This window comes from Metabacillus litoralis, assembly GCF_007994985.1.
Lineage (GTDB): Bacteria > Bacillota > Bacilli > Bacillales > Bacillaceae > Metabacillus > Metabacillus litoralis.
The window spans coordinates 73,931-96,650 of sequence record NZ_VOQF01000004.1 but is presented as its reverse complement, the minus strand read 5'-3'; the positions used below and the strand labels follow the sequence as shown (position 1 = coordinate 96,650).

At 33.3% G+C, this 22,720-nt stretch carries 21 protein-coding genes; 17 read left to right on the top strand and 4 right to left on the bottom strand.

From position 1 onward, the window contains the following. Positions 1–51: 51 nt before the first annotated feature. The 3 genes from FS935_RS23390 to FS935_RS07815 all read right to left on the bottom strand — a co-directional run bounded on the left by FS935_RS23390 (position 52) and on the right by FS935_RS07815 (position 1,746). The gene (locus FS935_RS23390; protein ID WP_158638559.1) at positions 52–192 is read right to left on the bottom strand and encodes a hypothetical protein; all 141 of its coding nucleotides are present in this window, start codon (positions 190–192) and stop codon (positions 52–54) included. Positions 193–366: 174 nt separating this feature from the next. Next, positions 367–636, bottom strand: coding sequence for a hypothetical protein (locus FS935_RS07820; RefSeq protein ID WP_158638558.1), 270 nt, complete (start codon positions 634–636; stop codon positions 367–369). A 120-nt stretch (positions 637–756) separates the two neighbouring features. Next, positions 757–1,746 (bottom strand): potassium channel family protein, encoded by a 990-nt coding sequence (locus FS935_RS07815; protein WP_240050853.1) that lies wholly within the window; start codon positions 1,744–1,746, stop codon positions 757–759. A 436-nt stretch (positions 1,747–2,182) separates the two neighbouring features. Between FS935_RS07815 and FS935_RS07810 the strand changes: the two genes are divergently transcribed. The 10 genes from FS935_RS07810 to FS935_RS07765 all read left to right on the top strand — a co-directional run bounded on the left by FS935_RS07810 (position 2,183) and on the right by FS935_RS07765 (position 13,910). After that, complete coding sequence (locus tag FS935_RS07810; RefSeq protein ID WP_146947254.1) at positions 2,183–3,214, top strand: YkvI family membrane protein; 1,032 nt, start codon at positions 2,183–2,185, stop codon at positions 3,212–3,214. A 50-nt stretch (positions 3,215–3,264) separates the two neighbouring features. Continuing rightward, positions 3,265–3,999, top strand: a complete 735-nt coding sequence (locus tag FS935_RS07805) for a metallophosphoesterase family protein (RefSeq protein ID WP_146947252.1) — start codon at positions 3,265–3,267, stop codon at positions 3,997–3,999. A 24-nt stretch (positions 4,000–4,023) separates the two neighbouring features. Next, positions 4,024–4,587, top strand: coding sequence for an HAD hydrolase-like protein (locus FS935_RS07800; protein WP_146947466.1), 564 nt, complete (start codon positions 4,024–4,026; stop codon positions 4,585–4,587). A gap of 478 nt (positions 4,588–5,065) precedes the next feature. Further along, entirely contained in the window at positions 5,066–6,415 is a 1,350-nt protein-coding gene (locus tag FS935_RS07795; RefSeq protein ID WP_146947251.1) for a hemolysin family protein, read from the top strand. A gap of 355 nt (positions 6,416–6,770) precedes the next feature. After that, on the top strand, positions 6,771–8,114 hold the full coding sequence (locus tag FS935_RS07790; RefSeq protein WP_146947249.1) for a 5'-deoxyadenosine deaminase: 1,344 nt from the start codon (positions 6,771–6,773) through the stop codon (positions 8,112–8,114). 125 nt (positions 8,115–8,239) lie between these two features. Further along, positions 8,240–9,256 carry an XdhC family protein gene (locus tag FS935_RS07785; protein ID WP_146947247.1) on the top strand — a complete coding sequence of 339 codons (1,017 nt, stop codon included), beginning with the start codon at positions 8,240–8,242 and terminating at the stop codon, positions 9,254–9,256. A gap of 67 nt (positions 9,257–9,323) precedes the next feature. Further along, entirely contained in the window at positions 9,324–9,935 is a 612-nt protein-coding gene (locus FS935_RS07780; protein WP_146947245.1) for a nucleotidyltransferase family protein, read from the top strand. 15 nt (positions 9,936–9,950) lie between these two features. Further along, positions 9,951–10,820 carry an FAD binding domain-containing protein gene (locus FS935_RS07775; protein WP_146947243.1) on the top strand — a complete coding sequence of 290 codons (870 nt, stop codon included), beginning with the start codon at positions 9,951–9,953 and terminating at the stop codon, positions 10,818–10,820. A gap of 262 nt (positions 10,821–11,082) precedes the next feature. After that, a complete protein-coding gene (gene pucD, locus FS935_RS07770) occupies positions 11,083–13,347 on the top strand; it encodes a xanthine dehydrogenase subunit D (protein WP_146947241.1) in 2,265 nt (754 codons plus the stop codon). A gap of 35 nt (positions 13,348–13,382) precedes the next feature. Beyond that, positions 13,383–13,910 (top strand): (2Fe-2S)-binding protein, encoded by a 528-nt coding sequence (locus tag FS935_RS07765; RefSeq protein WP_146947239.1) that lies wholly within the window; start codon positions 13,383–13,385, stop codon positions 13,908–13,910. Positions 13,911–13,998: 88 nt separating this feature from the next. Here the strand turns inward: FS935_RS07765 and FS935_RS07760 are convergent, their stop codons facing one another. After that, positions 13,999–15,663, bottom strand: a complete 1,665-nt coding sequence (locus tag FS935_RS07760; RefSeq protein ID WP_146947237.1) for a PucR family transcriptional regulator — start codon at positions 15,661–15,663, stop codon at positions 13,999–14,001. Between the two features lie 216 nt (positions 15,664–15,879). Between FS935_RS07760 and pucL the strand changes: the two genes are divergently transcribed. The 7 genes from pucL (at position 15,880) to FS935_RS23855 (ending at position 22,682) form a co-directional block, all read left to right on the top strand. Beyond that, entirely contained in the window at positions 15,880–17,367 is a 1,488-nt protein-coding gene (gene pucL / locus FS935_RS07755) for a factor-independent urate hydroxylase (RefSeq protein WP_146947235.1), read from the top strand. Continuing rightward, entirely contained in the window at positions 17,364–17,705 is a 342-nt protein-coding gene (gene uraH / locus FS935_RS07750; RefSeq protein WP_146947234.1) for a hydroxyisourate hydrolase, read from the top strand. The genes pucL and uraH overlap by 4 nt, the downstream gene beginning before the upstream one ends. 53 nt (positions 17,706–17,758) lie before the next feature. After that, positions 17,759–19,066, top strand: coding sequence for an allantoinase AllB (gene allB / locus FS935_RS07745; RefSeq protein ID WP_146947233.1), 1,308 nt, complete (start codon positions 17,759–17,761; stop codon positions 19,064–19,066). 22 nt (positions 19,067–19,088) lie between these two features. Beyond that, entirely contained in the window at positions 19,089–20,339 is a 1,251-nt protein-coding gene (locus tag FS935_RS07740) for a Zn-dependent hydrolase (protein ID WP_240050852.1), read from the top strand. Beyond that, positions 20,332–21,594, top strand: a complete 1,263-nt coding sequence (locus FS935_RS07735; protein WP_146947229.1) for an ArgE/DapE family deacylase — start codon at positions 20,332–20,334, stop codon at positions 21,592–21,594. The genes FS935_RS07740 and FS935_RS07735 overlap by 8 nt, the downstream gene beginning before the upstream one ends. A gap of 383 nt (positions 21,595–21,977) precedes the next feature. Beyond that, on the top strand, positions 21,978–22,478 hold the full coding sequence (locus FS935_RS07730) for a LiaI-LiaF-like domain-containing protein (protein WP_146947227.1): 501 nt from the start codon (positions 21,978–21,980) through the stop codon (positions 22,476–22,478). Between the two features lie 78 nt (positions 22,479–22,556). Next, positions 22,557–22,682: a DUF6254 family protein gene (locus FS935_RS23855; protein WP_240050851.1), complete on the top strand. Its 126-nt coding sequence runs from the start codon at positions 22,557–22,559 to the stop codon at positions 22,680–22,682. Positions 22,683–22,720: the final 38 nt, after the last annotated feature.

The window sequence follows — 22,720 nt, the reverse complement described above, 5'->3', positions numbered from 1 at the left end:
TTTTATCATAATCGTCATTGTTAGATATTCATAAATATAAAGTAGTGTTGTTCAAAGAGAAATGAGAAATAGGATTAGAACGTTATATGCAAGCTTACTTTCTTGATATCTTCTATTGTCAGATAGTCGATCTTCAATCACTTTATTATGACTTTCATAAATTTTCTTTATTGTGTATTCATTAATGAGCATGTTTTTTCCTCCATCCATGATGTTTTACTATCTTTATCATAGTGGAAAAAAATCCTTTTTCGTCATGTAATTGAAGGAAGTTTAAATCGGTAAAGTGACCTAAATTATCTAAGACCTTTGACTGAAAGATCACTACATTTTATTGTATGTTTGTAATGCTAATAGAGCTTTTTATTAGCTAATGATTTTTGCTATCCCTATATAATAGAAGGGGATAAAAGTCACGACAAGATTACAATAGAAAAAAAGATGGGAGTAGAAAGTAGATTGTTTTTCAGAAGCAATTGACGCAAATAACGCTCCTAGTAAGCTAGTAATACAAAATAAGCAGATACCAAAAACCTGTCCAAGTCGAACTTGAAATAAAACAAAGCCTAATCCAGATCCATTAACAAGTAACAATAAGAGGGAAGCTACCAAATATAAGTTTGAGAATTTTATCAATTTCAACACCTCTATGAATGTATATGATTTAAATAGAGATGCAGAACAAACGGAAGACACAAAAAAATGAGGGGAAAACCCCTCATATTAAGAATAGCTATTATTTTTTTAGAGCTTTAATTAATTTGATGACATAATGTTAAAATAAGTTTCATCGTTACATATAATAAATAGATTTGCATTATCGGGTATTATTTTTTCTAGATGATTAATTATTGAAAGGTCATTGCCGTTTGATATAAGCATTGCACCTTTTGAAGATAATGCTTTACTTGCATCTTCAAATGTAGTCCATTCCTGCTTCTTGGTAATGCAGTATAGATCATATCCTTCATGACTTGTTAGCTGTCTGATAATTTCACTGGATCCATTAAACATAATCGAACGAGCAGCTAAATGTGCCGCAGTGTCATTTGCAGTGATAAATTCTTCAACATCAACATGCTTAAATGCATGAATATGATTAGAGTTTGACACTTCACATATTGTATAGATGTTTTGGTTGTTTTGTCTACCTAGACCTTCCAGTGTTGAAGCAATTAGTAATGTATGTCCGTCAGCTTGTGAAGCAGTCATCAATCCATCTGGTGAAAAAATCATAACAGATTTACATTTTAATAGGTTTGCTTGTTGTAAAACTTCAATATTAGCAGGATTGCCTCGTACAAATTCTACTCGTTCATGAACAACTGGTATTTTATTAATACTCTCATCTATAATAACAATATGGATTTTATTAAAAGTAGCTAAAAGTTCATTAAGTGTAATTTCTGCTTTTTTTGTCCAATTAATTAAAATAATATGATTCTCCGTTGTAATTTTCAATCTACCTTCCTCCTTTAACCGTTTACGAATACTAAAGAAATCAATAACCTTACCGATGAAAATAGTCATAAGTCCAATTCCGACGATATATAAAAACATAGCGAATATTTTCCCTTTTACTGTTGTTGGAGACACATCTCCGTATCCGACAGTAGCAACTGTTGTCATGGTCCACCAAAGACCTTCAAATGGACTTGTAAAAGTTTCAGGCTCTAAAAAATAAATAAAATAACTACTTGTAAGTACTAAAGTAAGAGTTGCGAAAATTAATAGCTGATTATTCATTTGGATGGCCCTTAAAAATAACCTTTTTATAAAAATCATAATTTCACCTTTCTATAGTTATTTAGTTTCTGGAAATTAATAAACCTAACTAATGGAAATTTTAACATATTTATAGATTAGGTATACAACCAATTTCTAATAATTAAGGCTCTGTTAAACTTTGTTGTTGATTTCCGTTACAGGCATTCGCCTTCCTAGGTCCGGGAGCCTCCCTCGTATGCTTGAGCGCCTGTGAGATGAGGAGTCTCATATATTCACCTCCAATCAACAATGTGCTGAAAATCATCATTAAGCTTTAACATAGCCGATAACTAAGAACCAAACCCCCCATAGTAGAATAACAATTAGATACTGACAAATTTAATTAGATAGAATCATCTAAGGTTTACTTCATATAATGATACAAGCTTTACGGAATAAGGGTGAGGTGTATCAAATGATAAGATCTTGGATTTCTTCCTTACAAGTTGCTGCAGTATATGTTGGAACAGTTGTTGGAGCCGGCTTTGCTACTGGAAGAGAAATAGTTGAATTTTTTACAAAATACGGAATTTATGGACTAGCTGGTATTTTAGTTGTTGGTTTACTTTTTATTTTCATAGGAACAAAAATGCTTATTTTATCTAAGAGAATACAAGCACAATCTTATCAAGAATTAATGGTTTTCTTGTTTGGTAAAAAGTTTGGTGGGTTTATAAACGTATTTATGTTGCTCATATTATTAGGTTTAACATCAATTATGTTATCAGGTGCAGGTGCTATTTTTTATGAACAGCTGGGGCTCTCGGTACGCATAGGAGTTATATTGACAATTATATTAACAATCTGCGTTATGTTTTTTGGTGTAAAGGGATTATTTGGTGTTAATCTTATTGTTGTTCCGATGTTAATTTTATTTAGTGTTATGCTTGCGATACAATCTTTTTCTATTGAGTCTTTAGTTACAACTCATGAAGATTCATCAGCGTCGTTGAACTGGATTTTAGCAGCGTTTTCTTATGCAGCCTTTAATTTAACAATGGCTTCTGCTGTTCTCGCACCACTCGCTAATGAAATTAAGGATGAAAAGGTATTGAAAAGAGGAGGAATTCTTGGAGGAATCTTCTTAACTCTAATCCTAATTAGTAGTCATATAGCTCTTTCAACATTGCCTGATTTATTGCAATATGATATACCGATGGCAGAAGTAATGAAAACAACATTATTTTCATTTTATTTTATCTATATTGCCGTTATATATGGTGAGGTTTTTACATCAGTAATAGGTAATCTTTTTGGATTGGAAAAACAAATAATATCTTACATTAAAGTTCCAAGAATGATTGTCATATGTGCCATCTTATGTATTGCTGCTTTTATAAGTAAAATTGGGTATAGCTCGTTAATTTCCTCATTGTACCCAATATTCGGTTACTTGTGTTTAGTCATGCTGATTTTGTTGATTTTAAAGAAGCTACCAAAAATATAATAATTGTTATATGCTAGATTTATGAAAAATGATGGAAAGGGGTGGAAGCATTGGAACGCATAGCAATCATTTCGGATATCCATGGAAACATCCCTGCCCTTAAATCTGTTTTACAGGATATTCAAGAAAAACATATTCAAAGAATAATTTGTTTAGGAGACTTGGTTGGGAAAGGTCCTGATTCTGAATTAGTGATCGATCTTATTAGAGAAGAATGTGAGATCGTAATTAAAGGAAACTGGGATGACTTTATCACTAAAGATACAGAGTTTGAAACTTTAAAATGGCATCAAAAAAACTTAACGAATGATCATTGTCTATTTCTTGAATCTTTGCCATTTTCTCACGAATTTTATATGAGTGGAAAATTCATCCGATTGTTTCATGCCTCACCACACAGTGTTTATACAAGAATTCAACCATGGGATTCAGTGGAAAAGCGGTTAAGCATGTTTGAAGATACAGAACATACAGGATTTAATAAAAACACACCTGATATAGTAGGCTATGGAGATGTTCATCAAGCCTTTATACAGCATTTACTTGGAAAAACATTATTTAATGTAGGAAGTGTGGGGAATCCATTAGATCTTACTACAGCTTCGTATACAATATTGGAGGGGGAATATCAGTCAAAAGTGGAATCAAGTATGTCTATTCAATGTGTAAGAGTTCCATATGATATAGAACTTGCTATACATATAGCTAAAGATAAAAAGATGCCTGATTTATTACCTTATATACAGGAATTAACCACAGCTAAATATCGCGGTATAAAGGAATGAGATTTTATGATAGATAATAAGAAGATTAATATTTTGTGGGATTTTGATGGTACTCTTTTTGATACATATCCAGCATTTACAGCTGTTATGTATGAGCTATTAAATGGGAGTGTACCAAAAGATATGATACATAAAGAATTGAAGATATCATTCACACATGCAGCAAATTATTTTGATTTAACGAACGAAGATGTAAACAATTTTAAAAACAAAGAAATATCTTTATCACCTGATAACAAAAAGCCTTTCCCTTTTGTTGAGGATATATTAAAGTTTGCAAATTTAAATGTAATCATGACTCATAAGCCAAGAAATGAAGTTGTAACCATATTAGAATATTATAATTGGCATCACTATTTTCAAGAAATAGTTGCAGGTGATGATGGTTTCCCAAGAAAGCCAAATCCCGCTTCTTATCAATACTTACATTCTAAATATAATCTCCACCTAGCAATAGGAGATCGACTTCTCGATATATTACCAGCAAATGAAATAGGCTTGAAAACTTGTTTATTTCAAAATGACGAAAAAGGTGCAGATTTTTATATCAATACATATGCAGATTTTTTTGATGTTGTGAATTTATAATCGTATTTGCTTTTAATTTCTAGTTTAATAGCACTTTTTGAGTGAAGTGAAAATATGAGACACATGCGGGGTAGCGTGTTACTCGAAAGCGAATGTCTGTAACGTAATCAAGAGGAATGTATAACAGAGCTTAAAATTAACTTAAGGGAAGCAAATAAAAGTAAAAAACTTCAAATATCATCATATTCTGTTGTTTTTTATTGAAAAAGGTATGAATAAACAATATATCACATATTTATTTAAGAAATCGGCTAAGTGTTACGTTTGACTGTATAGTTTCTTCGTATTATGATTATTTTAATAAAACTGTGGGGTGATAATATGGGGCATTGTTAAAAATAAATAGACTACTAGTATCCCTTATTGTTCTCCAAGCGGATGCAAGGAATAATTTAGTTAATTAAATAATAAAAGATTGTTATATTTAACTCTCAGGAGGTGACTCCTTTTCCGTTTTTGACGGAATAAGGAAGCTTATTTGGACATAGTTAATTTGTTGCTTGTTGCAATTTTAATCGCTCTTACGGGTTTTTTCGTAGCTTCTGAATTTGCCATAGTAAAAATTAGGAGTTCTCGTATTGACCAATTAATTGCAGAAGGAAACAAAAAGGCAGAAGCAGCTAAAAAGGTTATTGATAATCTCGATGGTTATTTATCTGCCTGTCAATTAGGTATTACCGTTACTGCATTAGGTTTAGGTTGGCTTGGTAAACCAACAATTGAACATATACTTGTTCCGTTTTTAGAGCAAGTCAATTTGCCGGCTTCTATATCAACAGTCATTTCGTTCACGATTGCTTTTATGACAATTACTTTTCTACATGTTGTTGTAGGTGAATTAGCACCGAAAACTGTAGCTATTCAAAAGGCAGAAGAAATTAGCCTTTGGTTTTCAAGGCCGCTAATGTTTTTCTATCGTATTATGTACCCGTTTATTTGGATTTTAAACGGATCTGCACGATTTATTACAGGCTTGTTTGGTTTGAAGCCAGTTTCAGAGCATGAGCTTGCTCACAGTGAAGAAGAGTTAAGAATCATTTTATCTGAAAGCTACAAAAGTGGAGAAATCAACCAATCTGAATTCAAGTATGTAAATAAGATCTTTGAATTTGATAATCGTATTGCTAAAGAAATTATGGTACCTCGTACTGAAATTGTCTCTTTATCAATAGATGCGTCAATTCAAGAGCAATTAAAAATTATAAAAGATGAAAAATACACCCGTTATCCAATTGTTGACGGTGATAAAGATCATATTATCGGTATCGTTAATATTAAAGAAATTTTTACTGATTTAATACACTTTGAAAATGAACAGCCTTTTTCAATAAAGAAATATGTTCGTCCAATTATGGAAGTTATAGAATCAATTCCGATCCATGAGTTACTTTTAAAGATGCAAAGAGAAAGAACTCATATGGCGATTTTAATTGATGAATATGGTGGTACAGCAGGTCTCGTAACCGTTGAAGATATTCTCGAAGAAATTGTCGGGGAAATTCGAGATGAGTTTGATGCAGATGAGATACCATTGATTCAAAAAATGAATGACTCAAAATATATAATTGATGGTAAGGTATTAGTAAGTGAAATAAATGATCTACTAGGTCTTGAAATTGATGATTCTGATGTTGATACAATCGGTGGTTGGGTATTAACAGAAAATTATGATATTCAACCTGGAGGATTTGTTGAGTTTGGTTCACATGTTTTTAAGGTGAATCAAATGGAAAATCATCATATTCGTTATATAGAGATATTCCAAAAACAACCAGAAATAATGACAAATCCAACTGCTTTATTAGAAAAGAAAATAGCAACATCTTAAAAAGAACTTACAAATGTAAGTTCTTTTTTTTATAGATTTTATAGAGGATGGGACATAGGTATTTAAGCTAATGATAAGTTTCTCCCTCAATAACCTCGGGTAAAATCCCCATATATTTTTACTTTAATTCTTTGTTGTGTTATGAAATCTAACATGTGTTATGAAATCTAACATGTGTTATCATCATTCTCTAAAAGTTAAGCTATTATAACTAAGTTAGTTATTGTAATTTGGTTAATCTATACAATGACATATTTCTTTAATCTTATTATTATAAATATATATATCATATAATGTAATAATAACTAACATTCGTAGTGGTAAGTGTCGGTTTTGTCTTAAAGGGGGAATATCGTTGAGTATTTTAATAAAACATGCAGAAATCGTAACCGGTAATAAAACGAATGATATTTTTGTAGGTGACTTACTCATTGAAGGCAATCGAATTACTCAAATGGATAAATCTATTGAAGGAGTAGTGGTTGAGAAGGTTATAGATGCCTCGGGGAAAACGGTGATTCCTGGTTTGATACAAAGTCATATTCACCTTTGTCAAACATTATTTAGAGGTCAAGCAGATGATTTAGAACTTATGGATTGGTTAGCAAAGAAAATTTGGCCTTTAGAAGCAGCACATGATGAAGAGTCAATTTATTACTCTGCTTTACTAGGTCTTGGTGAGTTAATACAAAGTGGAACAACATCAATTATTGATATGGAAACAGTTAGGCATACAGATTTCGCTTTTCAAGCAATGTCAGCAAGTGGAATTAGAGCGATTGCAGGTAAAGTGATGATGGATAAAGGAGAAGGTGTACCGAAAAATCTTTTAGAAAAGACTGATGAATCTTTAAAGGTAAGTGTTGATCTTCTTGAGAAATGGAATGGATATGATGATGGCAGACTTCAATATGCATTTTCACCAAGGTTTGTCATTTCATGTACCGAAAAATTATTAACACAAGTCAGGGATTTATCTTCTCATTATAATGTAATGGTTCATACACATGCATCTGAGAATTTAAAAGAAATTGAAATTGTTGAACATGAACGCGGGATGAGAAATATTGTTTATTTAGATCACATTGGTCTAGCAAGTCCTAGACTCATTTTGGCTCACTGTATTTGGTTAGACAACCAAGAAAAAAAGATCATAAAGGAAAAAGGGATTAAAGTCAGCCATTGCCCAGGCTCAAATCTAAAATTAGCATCAGGTATTGCACCAACACCTGAAATGCTTGAAAATGATGTTTTTTTAAGTATTGGAGCAGACGGAGCTCCATGTAACAATAATTTAGATATGTTTAATGAGATGAGGTTAACTGCACTAATCCAAAAACCGAAACATGGTCCAACATCTATGGATGCGAAAAAAGTGTTTAGAATGGCTACTATGGGTGGAGCTTATGCGATGGGTCTAGAAAATGAAATAGGCAGTTTAGAAATAGGTAAAAAAGCAGATCTTGTTATTTTAGATTTAAACGATTTTCACACATATCCTTCAGTAGATGTAGATCCTATCTCTAGAATTGTTTACTCTGCCACTAGAGGTAATGTTGAAACATCCATAATTAATGGGAAAATTATAATGGAAAATAAAATTATTAAAACAATAGAAAAATCAATTGTATTGAAAGAAGCTAATAACTCCATTAAAAGAATGTTAAACAGAATAGGGAAGCGAACACTTGCGATGTAGTTTTTATGTTGTGAATTCTGCAGCTTCTTTTTATCGGTTGAAATAGAGAATCAATAAAGATAAATAAAACTTCTTACAATCATATTTTTTATAATCCCTAGAGTTTTGTTTGGAGGGAGAGTGTAATGAGAACTGATATTTTTGAAATATTGGATAGTTTATCATCTTCCCCACATAAAAATGTACTTGCGACAATTGTTGATGTTAATGGTTCTGCATATCGAAAAGAAGGGGCAATGATGTTATTTCAAGAAAATGACACTCAAGTAGGATTGTTGAGTGGAGGGTGTTTGGAGGTTGATTTGAAAGCAAGAATTTCTGAGGGTAATTACCAACCTCATTCGCAATTTGTGACATATGACTTGTCTGGAGAAGATGATCTTTCCTGGGGGCAAGGTACCGGGTGTAATGGTGTGGTGAAAGTGTTAATTGAATCTCTTTCACCAAAGCTTATCAATGATCTTGTTAAAGTTAGGGATTATGTTAACGATGGACTTGATGTGAAATATGTTAGAAGTATTTCAAAAGCTGGTAAGGTGCTGAATTATATATTTTCCGTAGAAAAAAAACAAAAGTTTTTTGGTGATTGGAAAGGGAGTATACCTGATTTTGATTCTTTAAAAGAAGATAAATTAGTTGAAAATGACATCAGTGAAAGTTTTCTCTACTTCAAAACAATTCGTGCAAGATCAAGAATAATTATATATGGTGCAGGACCAGATGCTGTACCTCTTGTGATACTTGCAAAGCAATTAGGATATCAAACGATTGTTGTGGATTGGAGACCTGAGTATTGTAGTGAAGAATATTTTCCTGATGCAGATGATAGAATAATAGCTTTTCCGCAAGAAGTAGAAAAGAAACTTTGTTTGCGCGAAACTGATTCTTTTGTTTTGATGACACATAGCTATGAAAAAGATAAAGAGTTAATTAATCAGCTTCTTTTAAAGCAAATAAATTATGTAGGTTTATTAGGTTCAAGAACTCGTGCTGAAAGACTTTTAACAGGGATGGAGATTCCTCCTTCGTTTCATTATCCAATTGGTTTGCCGATTGGTGCGGAAGGACCTAATGAGATAGCTATAAGTATAATCGCAGAAATTATTAGCTTAAGGAAAGTCTCTGTTAAAGCTCATTGTTGAATCAACTACCTTTAGAAAACTAAGATCATGGAAACTATTTACTTCGAAAAGGAAAGGAACTCTGGAAATGAAAAAGATAATCGGGATATATCTTGCAGCAGGAAACAGTAGTCGAATGGGGTCATGTAAGTTGTCATTATCTTTAGGGGGAAAATCTTTGGGGGCATTTGCTTTAGATGAAATTATAGCCTCCAAGGTGGATTATTTGTTGATTATCACAAAAGAAAAAGGGGAAATACCATGGATCGAAAGCTCAGAAATATTGAAGATTTTTCCTGATAAATGGGAAATTGTTGTGAGTGAGCATTCAAATAGAGGCCAATCGAATTCATTGAGGGTTGGGATAACAAGGGCTGTGCAATTAGAGGCAAAGTCCGTTATTGTATTTCTTGCTGATCAACCCTTTATCACTAGGAACACTATAGGAAAACTAATTGCAACATTGAATAATGAAATAGAGTATGTAGCATCAAGTGAAAGTGGAATTTTGAGGCCGCCTATTTTATTTCGTGATACCGTCTTTAAAAAATTATTGGAGATTGATGGAGATACAGGTGCGCGCTCGTTGCTGAAAAAGAATGCCTTATCCGGTGAAACGATAGAAGTTGATAAGAACCAACTTTATGATATTGATACAGTGGAGAATTATAATTATGTGAAAAATACCTTATTAGCTTAAAGGTAGGTGTTAAAAATGGTTAGTGAGAAGAGTGAGACGGTAACGAGATCGGATATAGCAGTTTCCATCCCGATAACTTTAAAAGAGGCTTTGCAATCAAAGTCTAAATTTAAAGAAGGGGTTTATATTGCAGGGGGAACATTAATGCAACTTGATTGGGAAGCTAATGAAATAATGACGAAGCATATTGTTAGTTTAAAAAATTTATCTGAATTAAAGGGTGTTGAAGTGGTAAAAGAGGGTCAGAAACGTTTTGTTAAAATAGGAGCTTTAACAACAATTAATGAATGTTTAAATCATACATTAACAGCGATGTATTGTCCCTTATTTGTATCTGCATGCCATAGTATAGCTGCTCCAGCTGTTCGAAATCTAGCTACTGTAGGTGGTAACGTTGCAAGTAGAATAGGAGATTCATTACCGGCGCTACTAGTATTAGATGCAGAGATTACTTGTTTGATGAATGGTAAAAAAATGACTAAGAAAATTAGCGATTGGCTTAATGACAAACAAAATTCTTCATTTTTATTAATCGATATCCGGATTCCTTTTCCAGAAGAGCAAGTAAGTTATTTTTATAAAAAAGTTGGTAGACGAGAAGCTTTTACACCTGCTGTTGTCTCGGTTAGTGGAATGTGGAGATTTGAAGACGAGGAGCTGTTGGACGTTCGATTAGCTGTTGGGGGAGGTAGTCATTATCCGGTTAGGTTATATCAAGTTGAGGAATTATTGAAAACGGATAGTCTTAAATTTTCATCAGAACTTGTTTATTCAGAAATACTAAATGAATTTAATTCTTATTCAGATCCCTTTTTAAGTGATCAATATCGGAAAAAAGTCGCGGCGAATATTATTATATCTAAACTAAAAAAGCAATTTATATAATGGAGAGAACAAATTAAAAATTAATCATTCTCCTTCACAATCTCTGTAACTTCTATATCTTTCGCTGAAACTACGCTGTATCAAGTTAGTGGTATCTTTCCGCCATGGAATGGTGTGTGATGCGTGATGTGATAATAAGGAAGTTTCCGTATCTTTATTTAATGGCGGTGTTTAAGGTAGAAGCTTCTTGAAACAATTGAAAGAGAACATTCTATTAGTATTTTTGGTTGAAGTAATTTTGATAAGAAAGTGAGGGAGAACAATGAAATTAGAGCAACAAACGTTTCAGGATAAATGGAAAATTAGACCTGATGGAGTTGGTAAGGTAACCGGTTCATTAAAATATTTAACTGACTATTCTTTTCCTGGAATGCTTTATGCGAAAGTTCTGAGAAGTACATTTCCTCATGCTAAGATTAAGTCAATCAATACTGATGTGGCGAAAGAGTTAGATGGAGTTGTTGCTGTTATTACACATAAAGATGTTCCGGGTCTAAACGGATTCGGTCTTATTTTTCAAGATCAACCGGTTTTGTGTATAGATATTGTAAGGTATGTAGGAGATGCGGTTGCTTGTGTTGCTGCAACAAGTGAAGAGATAGCAAATAAAGCACTTAAATTGATTGAAGTGGATTATGAACCACTTGTTGCTATTGATGATCCTGAAAAGGCAATGCAAGAGGGTGCTGTAAAATTACATCAGGAGGGGAATATCTTACACAAAGCGTCTTATAAAAAAGGTACACATGTTTTGGAGAAAGTAAACGAATGTCCATTTGTTGTCGAAGAAATCTATGAAACACCAAGACAAATGCATGGCTATATGGAAACAGAAGGTGGAGTTGTTGTACCGGAGGAAAATGGAAAGATTACAGTTTATGCTGCTACACAGCATGGATTTAAGGATCGATTGCAGCTTTCAAGAATCTTGGCTATACCAGAAGAAGATATACGAGTAATTTCAAGTCCTATTGGAGGATCATTTGGTGGTAAAGACGAGTTAAATATCCAACCTTATGCAGCAATATTAGCATTGATGACAAAAAAACCAGTTAAAATCCATAATAAAAGAAAAGAATCTGTAAAAGCTGGCATAAAAAGACACCCAATGAAAATAAAAATGACAACTGGTGCGGATGAAAATGGAATGTTAGTAGGTCATGTTGTTGAAATAATAGCTGATACAGGGGCTTATGCTACATTAGGGCCAGCTGTTTTGGATTTTGCAGTTGAGCATTCTGCAGGACCATATATTATACCTTATATAGATGTAAAGGGGTTTTCTGTTTTTACAAATAACGGAGTGGCTGGAGAATTTAGAGGCTTTGGAGGTAATCAGGTTACATTCGCGCTAGAATCGCAGATGGACCGGCTTGCGGGTAAATTGAATGAAGATCCTCTTTCGTTCCGTAAAAAGAATGTAAGAGGAGAAAATGATTTAGGGCCTCTGGGGCAAAGGGTAGTACCTAATAATGGAGCAAAGAAAGTACTAGACATGATCGAGAAATCAACCATACTAACACACCCGTTAAAAAAGAATGATGAATGGATAAAAAGAGGAAAAGGTGCAGCGATAACGATGCATGGTGGAGGGCTTGGTTATGGAAGACCTGATCCCTCTGGTGCAAGATTATCACTAACGAAGGAAGGGAAAATTGAAATTGCGTTTGGGTTTGAAGAGTGTGGTCAGGGACTTCTTACTTCAATTGAAATTATGATGGTTGAAATGCTGTTATGTGATAAGGAAGACTTAAATATTGTGATTGGTGATACGGACTTGGTACCGATTTCAGGATCATCAACAGCTTCGAGATCTACTAATATGATTTGGCAAGGTATAAATAAGTTGAAAAATCCTTGGGAAGAGAAGTTGCTAGAAATAGTCTCGAAGTTTACTGGGATTTCAACGATGAGTTTGAGGCTAGGGGAAAATGGTGTGTGGGAAGAAGGGGATTTAAGGAAACCTGTTTTGTCTTATAAAGAAATAGCGCAATTATTAAAGAATGAATTGCCGATATTCAAAACTCAATTTCATTTCCCAACAACTCCTGATCCGGTAGTTGGGGGACATTATTTATATACTTTTGCTGCTGTGGCTACAGAGGTTGAAGTAGACATGTTAACAGGTAAAGTAAGGGTAATAAATTTCGATCATGCTATATCAGCAGGTCCTGTTGTTAATCCTATGGGATATTTGGGACAAATTGAAGGTGGTGCGATTATGGGATTAGGTTTTACGATACTAGAGGATTCTTTAATGGAGAATTCGAGGTATCAGATAGAGAACTTTGATTCATATCTTCTTCCTACTATTAAAGATATTCCTAATAAATCGAATGTAGATGTTGATGAGACTTTGTCTGAGGGTGATGTATTTGGCCCAAGAGGTGTTGGAGAAATTGGTACAGTTGCTATTGCGCCTGCTATAACTTCAGCTATTTTTAATGCTACAGGCATAAGGGTTAACAGATTACCGATTTCACCAGAGAAAATGCTTAATGATCTTTATGCTACTTCGAATGTATGATCTGACTTACCTAAAAATGGTTTGGGGGAGTTGAAATGGAAACAAATGAAATTAATGAAATGATTAAAATACCAAAGCAAAATTTGATTGATATAACTGTAACGATAAATGGAGAAGTAATGCAGTTGAAAGTGCCTCCAGCATATAGACTTATAGATATTCTTAGAAATGATTTAATCTTAACTGGTACAAAAGTTTCTTGTGAAATTGGGAGGTGTGGGGCTTGTTCGGTATTGTTAAATGGGAATGTTGTGACATCTTGTCTGGTAATGGCATATCAGGTGAATAACACAACAATTGAAACAATTGAGAATGTTGCTTCGGAACAATTACACCCTTTGCAAGTGGCTTTTTTAGAAGAGGGTGCTTTACAATGTGGTTATTGTACCCCTGGAATGGTTATTAGTCTAAAATCGTTGCTTGATTTAAATCGAAATCCAACTGAAGATGAAGTGAAAGACCATTTGTCTGGTAATCTATGTCGGTGTACAGGATATAATGGTATTCTACGAGCTGTTGAGGTTTATAAAGAGCAATGTTGTGCAGGAAAATCAAGCCTTTAATAAAAGCCGTTCATCTACTGGAATTGGTAGTGTTGAACGGCTTTTTGATTTAAGACAACTATAGTTAAGCTGAAAATTTTCACGAATCTTAGGGGGGATTTTTCTCTGTTAAAAATTCTCTAATTAACAGTGCGATTTTTAGTTTTAAACTTTCCTCAGGTTGTTTTAATGAGATTCCTAAGATATCTTCACATTTTTCAATTCTGTAAATAACAGTATTACGATGGACAAATAATTGCTTTGCGGTATCAGCGATTTGACAATGATTATCTAAGAAAATGCTTATTGTTTGAATTAAACTTAGTGAATCTTTACTTGTTGTGAAAGCAAGACTTTTTAGTGTGTTTACATAAAACTCTGTTAGGTTTTCTTTGGGAATCATTTGAAGTAACTCGGTAATTTCTTTTGTATGATAAATTTGGATGAATGGGCTTTTTCCTTTCTTAAACCCTGTTTCTAATGCATCTATTGCGTGTAAATAGCCTTTGTGTAAGCTTTGTAAATTATCACGAGTACTACATATTCCGAAAGAAACTTGAATATCTGCTTGTTGAACCATTTTTTGCTGTAATAATTGGATCACTTGGAAAATTTGCTGTTCTGCTTGTTTTTCAGTTCGGTCAAAAGCTAATAAAATAACAAAAATATCTTTGTTTATAAAAACAATACACCCTTCTTTAATTCTCGCAAGCTTTGATTGGAGGTGTTCATATATTGTGTAATGAAAGCTGTCTGATTGAAAAGTATTAGAAAAAAATAAAGAGCTAGAGGAATTTTTGTTAGAGTCATCCACTTTACAGGTTACAATATGGTAATGTTGATCCTTTTTTAATCCGTATTGTTCCCCATGTTTTAGTATTTCTTGTTCTGGGATATCTCCATCTAACAAATTCTTAAAGAAATTATTTTTAATATGAAGATTTTTTTCAGATAATGCGTGTTGTTTAAGTAGCTCAAATGATATGACATTTGTGACCTGCTCTACTGATAACAGTGTATAGGTATCGATTGGGAAATCTAGACCTATAATAACCAAGTAACTTTTCTTTAAGTATGTTTCAATAGGGAAGAAATAAACAAGCTGTCCTTTTAAGGATTCAGGTGTGAAGATTGAAAAACAAAAACTCTGATCCGTGCTATTGATATAGATATCCTCCAAATGTTGGATGATTTGCTTCCTTAAAATCTTCATATTATTTCCCCTGAAATGATGGGTTTCGACAATTGTTTGGTTCATATGGTTAGTTAACAAGATTGGTTTATCTAAAATATTTGATAATCGATCAATTAGTTTAGAGAGTTGTTCACCTCTATGAACGAGTTTAGTGAATTCTCTATGAGTATGAATGGCGAATTGTAATTCTTTTGCTTGCCTTTTAAGAATATAACTTAAAGATTCGTTCACAATTTCACCTAAGGTATGGTGGTTCGATAGCTCAATAATTGGAAGATTGACTTGATTCGCTAAGGTGATTACTTCTGCAGGGATATCTTTTAGGTATCTTCTAGTTTTTATGCCTAGGCCAGAGCAATTGTGATTTGCCATATATTTAACAAGTTTAACTAACTCTTCTGGATTATCATGAATGAAGTAAGCTGTCGTGACTAATAATTCATGGGGTTTTAAGAAGTCTATTATGTCTGGTGCGTCCATCATGTTGACGGTTTGTACGGTTCTTTCAATACCGTTAAAACCAGCTGCAACCTTAGCGTGACTAAATATAGGGATATTTAGTAACTCACTCATCTTCATAGAAATCCCTCCAACTTGTTAGAAAATATTACATTGTATTTTAGGTTGTTGAAAAAACTGAGATGATCAATCTATAAATTAGTTAAAGTAACTAAAAATTTTCTCGTGATTTAGTGTGTATGTCTAATGAAATATATGTAAAAAACGTTTATCATGTTATTAAATATAACATTATTTGTCACTAAAGAAAATAAAAATGATGAATAGGGTGATAATTTGTTATCAATTCATGAGGTAAACGAATTCACAAAAGAGGAATTTGTCAATAAAGTGGGTTGGGTATTTGAACATACTCCTTGGATTGCTGAACAGTCATGGGAATATGCACCATTCCAATCCGTACAGCAATTACATCGGTTTATGGTAAAAGTTGTAGAGAAGGGTGGGAAAGAGGAAAAACTAGCATTAATTCAGAGTCATCCTGATTTGGGTTCAAGATTAAAACTTTCTTCTTCGTCTCAAATGGAACAAAAACAAGCAGGGTTAGATCAATTAAATCCAAGAGAATATAAAAAATTTACTTCTTTAAATAATAAGTATGTGAAAAAATTCGGTTTTCCTTTTGTATTAGCGGTACGTGGTCACAACAAATATTCTATTTTCGATGCAATGAAAAGACGAGTGAAAAATAATGATAGTGAAGAGTTTCAAACTGCATTAAAGGAAATTTATAAAATTTCGTTTTTTAGATTAAGAGATATTGTATGTAATGAAGGAGGTTATTCAATGGAAGGTAGAACACTGTATTACGGTAAGGGAGATGTGTTTGTTTACCGAACTAATCTTAAACCTCTGAGAGGATTAAAAAAGATACCTGAATCGTTAATAACAGAGGTGAATAACGTTATTTTTGGTTGGAACGTTAAGATGGAAGTAGGTGGAAGACAACTAATTACATCGTTTGCAGAAGGAGATAATGAGCTTGTTGTTGCGACTGATTCCATGAAAAATTTTATACAAAAACATTTAGCGTATTATAAAGGAAATACCATTGAAGGATTTCTAAAATTTGTAGCTCATCGTTTTTTGCAAACTTATTCTCATATAGAATCAATCAAACTTTCAGCAGAAGAGGTTCCTTTTCAACCATCTGTTGTGTTAGATGATGATGAGTATCAATCAAGTAAACTTGTATTTAACCGTTCTCGAAACGAGCAAGGAACATCATATCTTCATGCAAATAAAGATGAAAAAGACAACGTAGATGTGATGAGTGTTATTAGTGGTATAAAGGATTTACAACTGATTAAAATTAGTGGTAATTCATTTACAGGTTATATTCATGATGAATATACAACTCTTCCTGAATCTAATAACCGTCCATTGTTTATTTATTTAAACATTAATTGGAATTATGGAAATATCCAAGATGCATTTGGTGAATTACCAGAAAAATATGTAGCGGCTGAACAAGTTAAAGATATTGCAACAACTGTTTTTCATCACCTGGAAACAAAATCTATCCAACATTTAATCTATCAAATTGGTTTAAGAATCTTAGTTCGCTTTCCACAGCTTTCCGACGTTACCTTCCAATCACAGAATCGAACATGGGAAACAGTTGTTGATCAAATCGAAGGATCATCAAGCAAAGTATATACAGAGCCAAAACCTCCTTTTGGATTCCAAGGTTTTACGATTACAAGAGAAGATCTAAATCATGAAAAATTAAAGGAAGTTGTTGAGGAGTTAGCACAAGGATGACAATTACTTTATCAACCCATGTATTGAATACCGTAAACGGTATACCGGCAAAAGAAATGATAATTGAATTATGGAAAGTTAATGATGATGATCATATATTCTTAACTAAAATGGAGACTAATTCTGATGGTCGTGTGCCTCCACTGGAGTTAAACGTTGCAGGAATTTATGAATTAGTTTTTTATGTGGGTGATTATTTTAAGGAAAGTGAAACGAGTACTGAACCTATGTTTTTAGATCTTGTTCCGATTCGATTTGGAGTTGAACTAGGAAAAGGTAATTACCATGTTCCTCTTCTTGTCTCTCCGTGGAGTTATCAAACATATCGTGGAAGTTAGGTTATTACAAAAAAATGGAATCGGATCTATGATCATAGTAAAGGGATGATCTTGTGTATGTTTATGATGTTATTCTTCAAAATGGATTTATAGTTACTGAAAAAGGGATATCAAAAGGAAATATCGCGGTAAAAAACGGTAAAATAAGTAAAATAACAACTAGTGAAATTAACAAGTTAGCAGAAATTCATATTGATGCGTCTAATTTGTATATCATTCCAGGCCTAATTGATTCACATGTTCATTTTAATGAACCTGGTAGAACAGATTGGGAAGGTTTTAAATCTGGTAGTAAAAGCCTTGCAGCAGGTGGTGTTACAACATTTTTTGATATGCCATTAAATAGTTCTCCTCCTACAATTAATAAAGAAGCCTTTTATGAAAAAAATGATGCAGGTAAAAGAAAATCGATCACAAACTTTCATCTTTGGGGTGGTCTCGTTCCTGAAAATCTAGAAAACTTAGAGGAATTATTAAATTGCGGTGTAATTGGCTTTAAGGCATTTATGTCGTCAAGTGGAATCAAAGATTTTCAAGCTTGTAACGATGTTGCACTTTTAAAAGGTATGGAGAAAATTGCACAATTGAAATCAATCTTAGCTGTGCATGCTGAAAGTCAATCAATAACTGCTTATTTAACGGAAAAGATGAAGACCGACAATAAACTGTCAATTGCAGCTTATTGTCATTCTAGACCAATTGAATCAGAAATAGAGGCTGTCGAAAGAATATTAAGTTATGCATTACTAACTAAGTGTAAAACACATATAGTACATGTAACAAGTAGCAAAGTTGTGTCTAAAATCAATAAAGCCAAACAAAATGGAGTAGACGTTTCGGTTGAGACATGTCCACATTATTTATCTTTATCAATAAAGGATTTTGAAGAGAAAGGAGCAATCGCAAAATGTGCGCCACCTCTTCGTAGTGAAGCTGAAATCGAGTTGTTATGGGATTGTCTTAAGAGAGGAGAAATAGATGTTATTGGATCAGATCACTCTCCTTCACCACAGTCAATGAAGGTTGGGAATATCTTTGAATCTTGGGGTGGTATTTCCGGTGCACAAACAACTTTAAATGTTCTCCTTGAAGAGGGTTATTGGAAAAGAAATGTTTCACTTGAAACGATTGTCAAACTAACTGCTACAAATCCTGCGAAACGTTTTCAGCTTTATCCTGAAAAAGGGACGATTAAGGTTGGAAGTGATGCAGATCTTACAATTATTGATTTAGACAAAACCTTTGTATTAAAAAAGGAAAATTTGTTTTATAAACATCAACAAAGCCCCTTTATTAATAAGGAATTTCGCGGACAAGTTATGTACACATTTATAAGTGGAAATCTAATTTATCAAGCTTGATAACAAAGGGGAGGGGGATCTTGTGACCTATATTAATGGAAATAGACTGAAAGAGAGGATTAAGTTATTATCACATTGTTCTATACCGTCTAAAGGAGTAACAAGGCTAGCCTTTACAAAAGAAAGTCTACATGCAGAAGAGTTAGTTATACAATGGATGGAACAAGCACAAATGATGGTTAGAAGAGATGAAATGAACAATATAATTGGTCGATACGAAGGTGAAAATGATCAGTTACCAGTATTGATGATTGGCTCGCATCTTGATTCAGTTGTAGATGCGGGAATGTTTGATGGGATTTTGGGGGTTGTTTCAGCTATTGAAGTGATTCAATTTTTAAGTGACAAAGAAATAGTCCCTCCTTATCCTATTGAGGTTGTGAGTTTTTGTGATGAAGAAGGTACAAGATTTCATACAACATTTCTTGGAAGTAAAGCAATTGCCGGTACACTAACTGATAGTGATTTGGAAAAACATGATGATCAAGGTTGTTCAATTGCTGAAGCTCTACAAGAAATAGGGTTAGATCCTACCCTTTATACTCATGCAAAAAGAAATGTTGGTGACTTATTAGGATATATTGAGTTACATATTGAACAGGGTCCTGTTTTACAAGAAAATAATTTGCCTTGTGGTGTAGTAACAGAATTTGCCGGTGCATCTAGGTTTAATATACGGATTGAAGGAAAGGCAGGTCACGCTGGAACTGTTCCTTTTGCAAATCGAAAAGATGCTCTAACAGGAGCAGCTGAGGCCATTTTATTTCTAGAGAAAATAGCAAAAACAACAGAAGGGGTAATGGCTACAGTAGGTAAGCTAAGTGTTCAGCCTGGTGCTAGCAATGTAATTCCTGGTAGTGTGACGTTTACACTTGATGTTCGAGATGTAGATGAAAAAAGAAAACAAAATTTTGTTAATGATGCTTTTCGGAAAATAAGAGGAATTTCTCTTAATAGAGGTTTATTGTTTCACCATGAAGAGGTGTTAACTGTTTCTCCTGTAAAATGTTCGAATGAATATATAACGATTATAGAAAATGTGTTAAAGGACAATTCAATTACACCATTAAAAATGGTTAGTGGTGCAGGTCATGATGCAATGGCGGTTAGTGATATAGCGAAAGTTGGGATGATTTTTGTAAGGTGTAAGGATGGAATTAGTCATCACCCGGATGAATTTGTTTCAATTCAGGATATGAAGATTGGAACAAAGATCCTACTTGACACAGTTTTGAAGATTACCTGCTATAAAGGGGATGTAATAATTGACTAATCGAGAGATTGAAGAAGATAAACAACTTATTTTGGAACAAATTGAGTCAAATAAAACCGAATTAATAAAATTTTTACAGGAATTAGTAGCTACCCCCTCTGATAATCCTCCGGGTGATTGTCGAGAAATTGCTAAAGTTACAGCAGAAAAGTTGAAATTTTTACAATTTCGTGACACTACCTTGTATGAGGTTCCAAAGGCAGAAGTCATTAGTGCAGGAATGGTTTATGGTGCAAATGTTGTTGCTTTTCAAGATTTTCAAAATAAAGATGATATGGAGATAACGGTGAATTCGCATGGAGATGTTGTACCGCCGGGATCGGGATGGTCAGTTGATCCTTATAGTGGGGCAATAATTGAAGGTAAATTATATGGTAGAGGTGCAGCTGTATCAAAATCTGATATTGCTTCTTACACATTTGCTGTCCTAGCACTTAGGAAAGTATCAGAAAAACTTCGAGGAAAAATATCATTAGCATTTACTTTTGATGAAGAAACAGGAGGTACACTTGGACCAAAGTGGCTGTTAGAAAATCAATATATAAGACCTGATTTAGCTATATGCCCAGGCTTCTCATATTCTTTAATTAATGCACATAATGGGTGTTTGCATCTAGAAGTAAAATTAAAGGGAAAAATTGCTCATGCAGCAGAACCGCAGTTTGGAAATGATGCTTTAGAAGCTATGACAGAAGTGTTAAAAGTGTTATATGAATACAAAGATTCATTATCAAATAAAGTTTCGCTGATTGACGGAATTGAATCACCAACCTTAGTTGTAGGTTTAATTAATGGTGGAATTAACACAAATGTTGTTCCAGGTGAATGTACAATACGTCTTGATCGTAGATTAATTCCTGAAGAAGACCCGATAGAAGTTGAGGAAAAGTTACGCTCACTTATCATTCAAGCAATATCAAAGTACTCAGATATTGAAGTAGATATGCAACAAATATTATTAGCCAAAAGCTTTGGACCTGTTGATAAAGATTTATCAGTTGTTAAAGCAATTGTCAAAAATACAAAGAATCTTTATAACGAAGATTTACCTGTGCATGGCTCTCCTTTGTATACTGATGCAAGGCATTTCTTTGAAAAAAAGATTCCAGTTGTTCTTTATGGAGCAGGACCTAAAACATTAGTAGAAGCAAATGGACATCGAGCAGATGAACATGTGAAAATTGATGATTTAATGAAAGCTACGAAGGTAGTTGCCCTTAGTTTATATGATTTATTAAAAAAAAGTGAATCTTAAATTAAGGCTAGATTTTAACATTTAATTGGTATGTAATCAATGGTCATTTTCCAGAGTAACACCTGATCTGCTGCTTACAGAAAACTTTCAACTTACATTGTCATCAACTTAAATAGTTTTTTCTCGTTCAAGAGACCAATCAAAATAGTGATTTGGTCTCTTTTAATTTAGATAAACTCAAATTTTTCACAAGGTTCTTAGCAAAAAGCACGGATAAAGTACAACGGAGAGAACCGATCCTACTGTAGACATATAAGAATTACATTTAAAATAGTTATGCGGTATGGAATTATTTTCATAATTAGTGACAAAATGTATGGGAAATACAGTATGATTTAAGTTGAAGAATATGAAATAATACTTTTGGAAAGGGGGATATGTTTATGAAGAATGGAAAAGTTATTTATGGTATTTTTCTAGTTGGAATAGGTATTTTATTTTCTTTACAGTCAATAGGACTTATTGATAATTTTTGGAGCTTTTCATGGCCACTTCTCTTACTATTTGTATCGATTGGTTTTCATCTAGGTTTTTTTCTATCAGGAGCTAAAAAACAACAAGCGGGTTTATTAGTACCAGGAGGTATATTATTTGTATTAAGTATACTATTTATGTTTGAGGAAATGACAAATTGGAGTTTCTCAGAATATACATGGCCGTTTTATATCTTTGCAGTTGCTATCGGCTTATTCGAGCTATGGTTATTTGGTGGGCGGGAGTTTGGATTGCTTATTCCAATTTTCATTTTGTTTGGATTAAGTTTTGTGTTTATTATACAGAATCTGTTTACATTTAATGTTCTTTCTTTTTGGCCGGCGATCTTAATTATTGTAGGTCTCTTTCTCATTTTTGGTCGAACTAGTCGCACGTCAAAAGATATCTAAGAATGAAATTAGAGTTAGAGGAAAAAATAAAAGAGGCTTCAAAGTATGAAGCAATATGAGAACAGAGGGAGATTGAAAATGACACAATCAAAATCACAGCAGGAACGTCAATGGACAGTTCGTAAGCAATCCCAAAATCCACACGGTAAAGTGAAATCTTTTGAACAGCTTGCTGAAGAAGGCGGGAAAAAGAAAGATAGTTAAACGGTAAAACAGGTGGATCATCCCCACCTGTTTAATCA